The organism is Bradyrhizobium sp. (assembly GCF_019244115.1).
Classification (GTDB): domain Bacteria; phylum Pseudomonadota; class Alphaproteobacteria; order Rhizobiales; family Xanthobacteraceae; genus Bradyrhizobium.
On the sequence record NZ_JAFATE010000525.1, the window covers coordinates 1 to 9,728 of the forward strand.

The following is a 9,728-nucleotide window of genomic DNA, read 5'->3' on the forward strand; positions in this document are numbered from 1 at the left end:
CTCCCTAGAACACAATCGCGTTGCCATTAAGCGGGTTGGTGAGCAGGGCTTTACAGACTCCCAGCGCCCCACGGCTTTTCGCCCCGCCCGGCGGTTTTTGTTTTGAGGAACGCTGCAAACCATTGTTCCAGTGGCGAGTTCTAAAAATCGATGGAGAGATTGGACGTTTTCTTGTACGTTTCGAACATGCGGGCGAACTTGGCGATCAAAGCCTACAACCTGCTCGGCGCGCCCGCCAAGTTGCCGGAAGCTGTGCATTCGAGATGATTTCGCCCGTTTGAAGAAACACAATTGGGTGGCGACTCTTCATCGGGATACGTTCCGCGCGCCTTGCGCAACGATCCCACTCACGACGCCGAAATCGTCGCGGATATCTGCAAGACTTCGCATTCGGTGGCATGAAACGATGACGTTCGGCGCGAACCGTGTCGACGGTGCAATCTGCGGCGCCCCTCATCCTCTACATCGAATGGCGGGGCCGCACGGATGCGACTCCTTGTCGTAACCCTGATTCAAGCTGACGTGATACCGTTCCGGGCGGGTCGAAGCCGCCAAGGCCACGATCCGTTCAACGCGCTGCCGGCAAAAAAAGTCCCCACAAGCAAAGTCGGAGACGGCAGATGGGCAAGGCCTGGGTCAACGACAAGCCGTTTTCCTTCCGCTCCGTTGCGGTCAGCAGCATCGGTCACCCGTGGCCGCAAGCGGTCCCGGTGGCCGGTTGGATCACCCTGATCTTCGGGTTTGCGCTGTGGCCAGTCGCGTTGCTCTGGGCCTATGTCGACGTGCCCGCGCCGCGCCAGAGGGAGCAGCGCCTGGCGACCGTAGACACCGGCGATCGAAAGCTTGTGGACACCGGACTGCGGTCCGGAAAGTGGCTGATCGCGAGAGCAACATGCGTGGTCAACCTAGATGATCCGATGAAGCGCGCAACGGGTCAATCGATGAACCGAGCTCTGCGATCGGCAATCGCGGCGGCGGTCGTGGCCATTGGCCTGATCGCCGCTACATCGATGTCCGCGCGTGCGGGCACCGCGCCGGAGGACACTGCGGGAACCGGCGAACTCGTCGTCGGCACCAAGGATGCGCCGCCATTTGCGATCAAGGGAGAGCAGGGAGACTGGAGGGGCATCAGCATCGATCTCTGGCGCCGCATTGCCGACAAGCTAAAGTTGCAATATCGATTCGTGGAGGCTGAATCAGTGACGGCGCTGCTCGACGGCGTGCGCGCTGGGACTTTCGATGTCGCGGTGGCCGCGATCACGGTGACGCCCGCCCGGGAACAACAGGTCGACTTCTCGACGCCCTATTTCCATACGGGGACCGGCATTGCCGTGCAGTCCGACCGGATCGCGAGCTGGATGCCGGTCATCCGTTCGATCACCTCCTACAGCTTCATGCAGGCTTTGGGAGCCTTGCTTGCCCTGGCTCTCCTCACAGGCGTGCTGATGTGGTTGTTCGAGCGGCGCACGAATGAGGGATTTGGCGGCGGCGTCGTGCGTGGACTGAGTTCGGGCGTGTTCTGGTCGGCCAACGCAATGACCCAGCGGGTCGATGCCAGCATCATTCCGGTCACGCTGCCCGGACGGATCGTGGCCGTGATCTGGATGGTGCTATCGGTGATCGCTGTTGCGGCGTTCACGGCTGCCATCACCTCGACACTGACGACGAAGCGCCTGCATGGCATGGTGAACAGCCTTGGCGATCTCTCCAGCGTGCGCGTGGGTATCATCCAGGGAACGGCGACCGAGGACGCGCTGTCGCGGATGCGCTTCAAATACAGAACGGTCCCTTCGGCAAATGACGGATTCGAAGCGCTGCGGAAAGGGACGATCGACGCATTTGCATATGACCGGCCGATCCTGGCCTGGATGATCCGCCAGGGCGGGCTGAGCGCCGACCTGAGCGAGGTGACGTTCGAACCGCAGGACTATGCAATCGCGCTGCGCAATGACAGTGGCCTGAGAAAGCAGATCAACATCGCGCTGCTCGAGGCCGAGCAGTCCGAATGGTGGAAGGACATTCAGTTTCGTTACCTGGGGCAGAATTAGTGGTCACAGGTTGGGGAGCTTAGTCAGGGGATACGAGGGTTATCTCAATCTGAGGGGATATCGCGACCTCGAGGTCGAGAACAGGGCCAAGACGTGGACTGCATGGGTCACGTTCGCAATCTCGCCGGCTCCGCCCGAGGCGGCGCCGGCTAAGTCGCTTGTCAGGAAGTTAGGGGCGGACGCGACCTCAATACGGGTCGTAGTAGCCGGGACCGTAATAGGGATGGCCGTAATAGCCATAGCCCGGACCGTATCCGTAATTCTCATAATACTCGCGGCGCTGCTGAGCCGCGATCGCGCCGCCGATGAGGCCGAAGGCCGTCCCCATGAAGGCTGCGGCGGCACGCCCTCCGCCGCCATGATAGTAATGGCGATGATGATGCGCGGATGCCGCGGTGGCAGGTGTCAGCGATGACGTAACCGCGAGCGCGGCAACCGTCGCCAGCACGACGCATTGGCCGGCGCGTGAGGCCATTCCCTGACGGTTGAACATCAAAACCTCCTCATATTGCACTGCATCAGCCTGGCGTGGCCTGACATGATCACATTGACGAGTGTCAACTCCGTCCGCGGCGCGGTGTTCCCGCAAAATGGCGTGGAGGCGCTGATCGCGCGAGGTCATCGACCACGGGGATAGTCGAAACAGGGGGTGCGCCCGTGCGCCTGGTGTCGCGCCGTGCGAGCGGCACGCGATGGATCAATCCTCCGGCAGGGTGAATACCGCGCAGGGCGAGGCAATGCCGCGCAGTTCATGCATGCCGAGCGAGATCAGGTTCGCGTCGATCTGTTCGGCGAGCGTGCCGGAGATGAGCACGGTCCTGCCGAGCGGCCGGCACAGCCCTTCCAGCCGGCTGACCAGATTGACGGCGGGGCCGATCGCGGTGAAATCGAGCCGGTTGGCGGCGCCGATGTTACCCCAAAACATCTCGCCGAGATGCAGCGCGACGCCGAACGGCAGGGGCGGCAAGCCCTGGGCGCGCCGCTCGCCGTCCAGATGCGCCATGCCGGTGCGCACGGCGGCGACGGCGCGCAATGCGGCGTCGCAGGCGGCGCGCGGGGCGCTGTCCGTCACAGGGAAGATCGCCAAAATGCCGTCGCCGATGAATTTCAGTACCTCGCCGCCGAACACATGAACCGAGCCCGCGATGCGGTCGAACCAGGCGTCAAGCGCGGCGATCACCAACGCCGGCGGATTGTTGTCGGACAGCACCGTGAAGCCGCGCAGATCGGCAAAGAGCAGGGCGGCCTGGATGGTCTCGCCGACATTGCGCCGGAGCGGGGCATTGAGTACGCGCGCCGTGCTGCGCCGACCGAGATAGGCTTCCAGCGCGGCCATCAGGGTGGCGCGCGCCCCAATCGCGGCGAGCGGCGCCGCCGCGAAGCGCGCCGCCTGCTGCAATTCGGCGGCCTCGGCTGACGTGAACGCGCGCGGACCGATCCAGGCGAGCGAAGGAGCATCCGGCCCTGCGCCGATCAGGTCTTCATGGATCCGGCCGGCCGCCAGCCCCGTGAGCCAGCGCTGGCCGGCATCGGTGGTCGCCCCTGCCAGCGGTGCCGGCGCGAACGCGCCTGGCGCAAATCCCAGGGCCTCGATGACCTCGGCGCTTTCGGCGCGCCACAGCCAGGTGCGCCGCGCAATCAGCGGGTGCGGCACGTCGAGCGTCAGCGTCCCGCCCACGAGTGGCAGGCCATCCGCGATCAAATGGGCGCCGAGCTCCGCCAGCAAGCGGTCGGCGCTCGCGGTCGCGGCGGCGGCATCGAGCAGCCAGGCAAGCGTGGGGGACAAATGCATGCCGCCATCATGGCGGTCCCGCGCCAACTTTGTCACTCCTGTGCCAACGCGATTTTGCGCTATTGTCCTGGGAACAGGATCTGGCGGCACTGTTTTGCTTTCACAGCATTTGGAGGCCCCGATGACCGAATCGCTTGTCGTGCGACGTGAGACCCAGATCGCAGCTCCGCGCGCCACGGTTTTCGCGTTCCTGACCGACCCGGAAAAGATCGTCAGCTGGATGGGCGCTGAGGCGATGACCGAGCCGCATCCCGGTGGGCTCTATCTGGTCAAGGGAGCCGGCGTGGCGCGCGGTGCGTTCCGGGAGGTCGTGCCGGTCCATCGCCTGGCCTATAGTTTCGGCTGGGAAGGGAGCGGGCAAGTGCCGCCGGGATCGAGCCTGGTCGAGATCGACCTGATCGATAAGGACGGCGGCACCCTCTTGCGGATGACGCATCGCGGTCTTCCGAACGAGGCGCAATGCGCCGGTCATGCGCGGGGGTGGGCGCACTATCTCGCCCGGCTCGCGATCGCAGCCGCGGGCGGAGATCCCGGACCCGATCATCCGCCGACGTGACCTGAGACGAACTTGGCCTGCTACCGACACAACCATTCAGGGAATCCCGACCGATGACTGAACCGCTCCTGGTCCAACGCGAGACCCAGATCGCAGCCCCGCCGGCGACCGTGTTCGCCTTCCTGACCGACCCGGAAAAGATCATCAGCTGGATGGGCGCTGAGGCAATGACCGAGCCGCATCCCGGTGGGCTCTATCTGATCAAGGGTGTCAACCGGCCCGGCAACAATGCGCGCGGGGCGTTCCGGGAGGTCGTCCCGGTGCACCGGCTGGCCTATAGCTTCGGCTGGGAGGGGCGCGACGAGGTACCGCCGGGATCGAGCCTGGTCGAGATCGATCTGATCGACAGGGACGGCGGCACTCTGTTACGGATGACGCACCGCGATCTTCCGAACGAGGCGCAGTGCGCCAGTCATGCGCGGGGGTGGGCGCACTATTTCGCCCGGCTCGCGATCGCCGCCGCGGGCGGAGATCCCGGACCCGATGATCCGCTGACATGACTGAGACCGAACCTGGCCTGCTATCGACGCAACCAATCCGGGAATCCTGACCGATGACTGAACCGCTCCTGGTCCAACGCGAGACCCATATTGCCGCTCCGCCGGCGACCGTCTTTGCCTTCCTGACTGATCCGGACAAGATCGTCAGCTGGATGGGCGCCGAAGCGGCCACGGAGGCCCATCCCGGCGGGCTCTATCTCGTCAAGAAGATCGGCAGCCCAAAGGTGGCGCGCGGCGAGTTTCGAGAGGTCGTTCCCGTGCACAGGCTTGCCTATAGTTTTGGCTGGGAGGGCGACGAGGAGGTGCCGCCGGGCTCGAGCCTGGTCGAGATCGACCTGATCGACCGGGACGGCGGCACCATGCTGCGCATGACCCATAGCGGGCTTCCGACCGCGGCGCAGTGCGCCTACCACGCGCTGGGCTGGGCGCATTATCTTGGGCGGCTCGCCATTGCGGCGTCGGGGCGGGATCCCGGCGCGGATCCTGGTCCGGTCGCGCGGGAGATGTGAACCCTGCTGTGGACGGCCTGGCCCGATTTCCCCTCATCGGCGCCCGCGACATTGCAACAAGGAGGATACATGAGGAGACTTTTCGGGACGGTTCTGTTCGCGGGTTCGGTCGCGATGGCAGGCATGGCTCACGCCGAGATCAGCTGGGACAGCTGCGGCCCCGGTTGCCATAGCGCGGTCAATGGCGGCTGCGTGGTCGATGGCTGGGAGGCCGGCGCCCGCGTCTTCAACGAATGCCCTGCGGGAGCGAGGCCTCACCGCCCGTGCCCGAATCGCCCGAACGGCTACGTCTGGAAATTCAAGGCCTGCTTTCCAAGCAACTGATGACGCGGCTCCGAGGCCGACGGCGATCAGCCCGACGTGCTCCGGCGGTCGGGCCGTGACGGCGCCGAATTCGGGTCGGCAGACGAGGGGATGTGCCGCATCGGGATGCTGCGCCGCGCCCGCTGCGTTCGCCGGAATTTTGCCGCCCGCCGCCGCGGCGCGTCGTCGAACGTTTTCAAGAGCTCGAGCCAGATGCCGAGCAGGTCGGCGGGCTTGCCAGCCCTGCTCGTGACGGGGGTGCGGGAACGGCCTGACCGAATCCTCATGACGAAAAGCATACGCGCCGGACGTTGAAGATTCGTTGCGATGGGGCCGCAGCGCGCCGTCAGCGCCCGCTCAAGCGTGCATCCGGGTTGAATGGGCCGGTCCGAAGCCTTGCATGACCTGCCGTCAGAAGAAGCCGGGACTGAGATCGATCCCGTAGCTCAGCATCAGAAGGCTAAACAGCAGCCCGGCTCCGCGGAAGATCAGGATTGCTCTGAGCGTGTCGGCTTCGATCTCGAACCCGGATGCGCGCGAGAGCATTTTGGCAATAGCGGCCATCGCAGCCTCCAAAAACAGCCGTGAGCCCCTCCGGATAGCTGCTCCCGGGCCAAAGCTCTGTGAGGCACGTCACCTCTAGCGCGTTTGTGAAGTGCGACGATCGAACGCGCGACCAATGCGGCTCGAGACGGCCGTCTCAGTCCTTGCGCCGTTTCGATCGTTGCAGCGTAACGCTGGGTGAAAAGAGCTGACCGAAAAGAAAAAGGGCCGCTTGCAATGAGCAAGAGGCCCAAGTCTAGGGAGGAAACGCCCACCAAGGGCGGCGACAGCGCGAGGCGCCATCGCAATCATCATATGTCGTCGCACCGCCGAAAGTTCAAGAGGCCAGAGGACGCCGGGGGCGGAATCCCGCGAGCTGTGACAGCCAGTCCACACCTCGTATTTGCACGGGCTCATTCCGCCGCCCGCACCGGGCGCAGCGTGCGGACTGCTCAGGCGCTCTCGGCATTCCTCGGCCTGGACAGGAAGGAACCGGCCCCGCCACCATGATAGTGGTGATACCCGAAATGGCCACGGGCGTGGTGCCAGGCGGCATGACTGGTGCTTGCGGTTGCGAATGGCACCATCGCGGTCAGCACGGCGGCTGCACTCCATCGCATCAAACGCTTCATGTTCGTCTCCATCTCGCGCACGTACGCTGATCAATTCCGGCCGCCAGCGGTCGTTCCTCTTCCGCGTCTGCTCGCATGGTGGCCGCGTTCTGGAGCGCAGAACCACGGAGCGGCTGCGGGTCAGAGCGGTCGTGCGCCTGGTTTGTCGCGCGTGAGGCCGGTGGGATGGTGAATGCCGGCCCGCGAGGATATATGTGTCCGGGTGTGCCATGCACCCGAAGCTCATGGAGTTGTTGTCATGCGCCGAGTTCTCTCTGCGGGGCTGACCATTATGGTTCTGGCTGCGATCGCGCTTCCAAGCTCGTCTGCGCTCGCGCGCCGACATGCTCCGGCCGTCGCGGCGCCCTCGGGAATACAGGATCGGTTCTGCCTGCAAGGCCGCAGATGGGGCTATCCCGGCAATTGCCTGTTCTCGACCTACGAGCAGTGCATGTGGAGCGCTTCCGGTACACCGGACTATTGCGGAGCGAATCCGCGATATCTGTTCAGGCAACCGGGCCGAGGCTACTGGGCGCCGTACTGACGGGCGTCGGTTCGCCCGGCGTGAGGCGTCATATGCGGCGTGGGTTAGCTCTCTGTTGCTCGAGCTTTGCGCCCTTCGCTCTTCGAGGTTCGGTCGACAAGACGGCGGATACGGCCCGCGGGCTGATTTCGTCAGCCTCGGCTCACTCGCGTTCGCTACGCGCGGGCTGCTTTTCCCATTTTTCGGCAAGGCCCTTGATCTGCTCGAACTTGAGCGGGCGTCGCCTGCCCTCCCTGACGATGGTCGCGCGGACGCGGTCTTTGGGGAGCAGCACCATGGCGCGCCTCACCGCGGAGCGCAGTTTCATGGTGCCATGGTCGGTGAGGGTGACGAGTTCGTCGGGGTCGAAGGCCATCTTCATGCGCTCACGATTGCAACCGGCTGCCAAGCCGGCGCACGCGCCCCCGTATGCCCGAATCGAAGATTAGAGCAATGTGATTAATATTCATTGAAAGACGAAAGCGTTCGCATCGGAGCGTACGCGAAGGCGACATCGCGGCCCGCACGCCATTGCCTCTCGCGCTTCGCAATCCGTACGCGGAGCATCGTCTGCTTTGCCTGTCGTCAACTCGCGCGATCCGCACTCGGTGTCAGCAGCCGTCGCCCTGCCACCATCGCCAGGGGCTTTCTGCCGCTGTGGCACCGTCGCGCCGGTGTATGGCCGACGGCTCCCTCTGGATACTACAACGCTGGTGGCCAGGAGTGCGGGTGCTTGCGCGACAATTCCCGATCGACGAAGCCGCGATCGTCCAGCCATTGATGCGGGCAATATTTCCAGGAACCCGGGTCGATCGCGAGTTTCTCCCGGCCGATTGCGTCGCGTGTGCCCACGCGACCGGTCCAAACCATGTCTCCGCTCACGGCATCGAAGCGCATCGCATCAAAAACTTCCGTGTCGTTGGCAATCTCGGTCATCCCCAAGCCATCCTGTCCAACAGTGCGACGATTCGGTGTTACGCGTCACCGCGTGACCGGGAGCATGGCTCCAGGCCGGCAACTGGTCGATCCGTAAGGACCACGGGACAGCAAGATGCGATTCGTCTGTGCCTTTGCTGCAACGGTCAGGCAACTCGTCCCGGATGTCCTTGCGTTGGTCCGCGCTGCGCTGGCCGACGATGCACGAAGAACGCGATCTGGATGCGCGCGCCCCGGGGGACGAGGGTGCCGCAACGGGCGCTGCCGGATGAGAGCGGAGGAGATCGTGATGCGTGGTGGAGACGGAGGCGGCGAGGTGCCAGCGTGAAGAAGGAAGACTGAGCGCCTGCATTGATATGCTCGCTCGTGCTCCTCACTTAGAAGCTGAAAACCACGGCACAGAGCAGGATCAGGGCGACAAGATATGGGCCGGGGTCGAGCGCCACCGATAGGAGAACAGTCCTGTAGGCTCTTCTCATGAGCGAGCGCCTTCTGCGGTCGTAACTCCGCGAACGCGCGCCAAGATCTTGTCGAGGATAAGCAGAGGTTTGTCGCGCCGGAAGTGATGCTCAATGCGCTCACTTCAAATTGATCCTGCTGGACCTTCAAAGCGATTCTGCTGGACTTGTTCGAAGCGCGCCAGCTTCGCCGCTGTCCTTCGAGCTTCCGCCTTCGCTCTTTGGGCGACGGCGGACAGGTCAGCGGACAAGCCGCTCAACCGGGCGAGGCTTGCCTTTGAGACTATTGCAGGGCTCCGGGGAGACTGAAATGCAGGTCCGCGATCGCAGAGCGCTCTTCCGAAAGCCTCCTTTCGAGATATTGCAGTTCAAGTTCGGTCAACTCGGTCTTGAGCAAGCCTTGGTAACGCTCGATATTTCGCAGATGGGCACGCAAACGGCTACGCTCGTCCATTGCCATCCTCTCGAAAATGCATTTGGCTCTAAAAGCTTCAATCAGCAGTTGAAGGTAAGAATGTAGCTAAATTCAGGCGATCCCCAGACGTCGCTGTGCATAGGCCCCGGCTCGAGCCTCGGATGCGACGACCAAGGCCGCGTTCTCCTAAGTGTTGCAGAGCATGTAGCCCGCATGAGCGCAGCGACATGCGGGTTTCTTGCTCAGGAGGCCGTCCCGGACATCGCTGCGCTCATCCGGGCTACGCTTGCTCTTGGAGCTTCGGGGACGGGTCGGCGGACAAGTCGGCCCCCCACGAGCAACCAAAGGGAGAAGGAGGATGACTAGCTGCCTCTGGCATCAGCTGCTTCGATCCAGAGCTTGAGCGCCGCCCATTCGCGGCTATCTTTCGTCTCGATCCGCTCACCCAGATAGTAGCCTACGGCAACCCAGACGCTCCTTGACCTCTGGTACACGATCACGGTGCAAGGCGTGCCCTGAACCGTGACGGGGTGC

At 63.8% G+C, this 9,728-nt stretch carries 13 protein-coding genes and 1 pseudogene; 7 read left to right on the forward strand and 7 right to left on the reverse strand.

All coding sequences use genetic code 11. The features are described 5' to 3' along the window. Positions 1–683: 683 nt before the first annotated feature. Together JOZ76_RS23230 and JOZ76_RS23235 are read left to right on the forward strand one after the other, a co-directional pair. A pseudogene (locus tag JOZ76_RS23230) lies at positions 684–806 on the forward strand (DUF3302 domain-containing protein); the annotation flags it as partial. 204 nt (positions 807–1,010) lie between these two features. Beyond that, positions 1,011–2,048: a transporter substrate-binding domain-containing protein gene (locus tag JOZ76_RS23235; RefSeq protein WP_291702312.1), complete on the forward strand. Its 1,038-nt coding sequence runs from the start codon at positions 1,011–1,013 to the stop codon at positions 2,046–2,048. Between the two features lie 187 nt (positions 2,049–2,235). On the opposite strand, the gene JOZ76_RS23240 is transcribed toward JOZ76_RS23235, so the two are convergent. Together JOZ76_RS23240 and JOZ76_RS23245 are read right to left on the reverse strand one after the other, a co-directional pair. Continuing rightward, positions 2,236–2,541 carry a hypothetical protein gene (locus tag JOZ76_RS23240; protein ID WP_291702288.1) on the reverse strand — a complete coding sequence of 102 codons (306 nt, stop codon included), beginning with the start codon at positions 2,539–2,541 and terminating at the stop codon, positions 2,236–2,238. Positions 2,542–2,745: 204 nt separating this feature from the next. Further along, a complete protein-coding gene (locus tag JOZ76_RS23245; RefSeq protein ID WP_291702291.1) occupies positions 2,746–3,840 on the reverse strand; it encodes an adenylate/guanylate cyclase domain-containing protein in 1,095 nt (364 codons plus the stop codon). A gap of 121 nt (positions 3,841–3,961) precedes the next feature. Here JOZ76_RS23245 and JOZ76_RS23250 point away from each other — a divergent pair, with 121 nt between their 5' ends. The 4 genes from JOZ76_RS23250 (at position 3,962) to JOZ76_RS23265 (ending at position 5,729) form a co-directional block, all read left to right on the forward strand. Continuing rightward, positions 3,962–4,396, forward strand: coding sequence for an SRPBCC family protein (locus JOZ76_RS23250; RefSeq protein ID WP_291702292.1), 435 nt, complete (start codon positions 3,962–3,964; stop codon positions 4,394–4,396). Positions 4,397–4,449: 53 nt separating this feature from the next. After that, positions 4,450–4,896 (forward strand): SRPBCC family protein, encoded by a 447-nt coding sequence (locus tag JOZ76_RS23255; protein WP_291702294.1) that lies wholly within the window; start codon positions 4,450–4,452, stop codon positions 4,894–4,896. 53 nt (positions 4,897–4,949) lie between these two features. Further along, entirely contained in the window at positions 4,950–5,405 is a 456-nt protein-coding gene (locus tag JOZ76_RS23260) for an SRPBCC family protein (protein ID WP_291702296.1), read from the forward strand. A 69-nt stretch (positions 5,406–5,474) separates the two neighbouring features. Continuing rightward, positions 5,475–5,729: a hypothetical protein gene (locus JOZ76_RS23265; RefSeq protein ID WP_291702298.1), complete on the forward strand. Its 255-nt coding sequence runs from the start codon at positions 5,475–5,477 to the stop codon at positions 5,727–5,729. A 390-nt stretch (positions 5,730–6,119) separates the two neighbouring features. Here JOZ76_RS23265 and JOZ76_RS23270 read toward each other — a convergent pair whose 3' ends face one another. Together JOZ76_RS23270 and JOZ76_RS23275 are read right to left on the reverse strand one after the other, a co-directional pair. Beyond that, the gene (locus JOZ76_RS23270) at positions 6,120–6,272 is read right to left on the reverse strand and encodes a hypothetical protein (RefSeq protein WP_291702300.1); all 153 of its coding nucleotides are present in this window, start codon (positions 6,270–6,272) and stop codon (positions 6,120–6,122) included. Positions 6,273–6,703: 431 nt separating this feature from the next. Further along, a complete protein-coding gene (locus JOZ76_RS23275; protein ID WP_291702302.1) occupies positions 6,704–6,883 on the reverse strand; it encodes a hypothetical protein in 180 nt (59 codons plus the stop codon). A gap of 271 nt (positions 6,884–7,154) precedes the next feature. Here JOZ76_RS23275 and JOZ76_RS23280 point away from each other — a divergent pair, with 271 nt between their 5' ends. After that, positions 7,155–7,406, forward strand: coding sequence for a DUF3551 domain-containing protein (locus JOZ76_RS23280; protein ID WP_366938616.1), 252 nt, complete (start codon positions 7,155–7,157; stop codon positions 7,404–7,406). Between the two features lie 142 nt (positions 7,407–7,548). Here the strand turns inward: JOZ76_RS23280 and JOZ76_RS23285 are convergent, their stop codons facing one another. The 3 genes from JOZ76_RS23285 to JOZ76_RS23295 form a co-directional block, all read right to left on the reverse strand. Next, positions 7,549–7,761, reverse strand: a complete 213-nt coding sequence (locus tag JOZ76_RS23285; protein ID WP_291702306.1) for a hypothetical protein — start codon at positions 7,759–7,761, stop codon at positions 7,549–7,551. Positions 7,762–8,087: 326 nt separating this feature from the next. Further along, a complete protein-coding gene (locus tag JOZ76_RS23290) occupies positions 8,088–8,321 on the reverse strand; it encodes a hypothetical protein (protein WP_291702308.1) in 234 nt (77 codons plus the stop codon). 741 nt (positions 8,322–9,062) lie between these two features. Continuing rightward, positions 9,063–9,233, reverse strand: coding sequence for a hypothetical protein (locus tag JOZ76_RS23295; protein ID WP_291702310.1), 171 nt, complete (start codon positions 9,231–9,233; stop codon positions 9,063–9,065). Between the last annotated feature and the right edge of the window lie 495 nt (positions 9,234–9,728).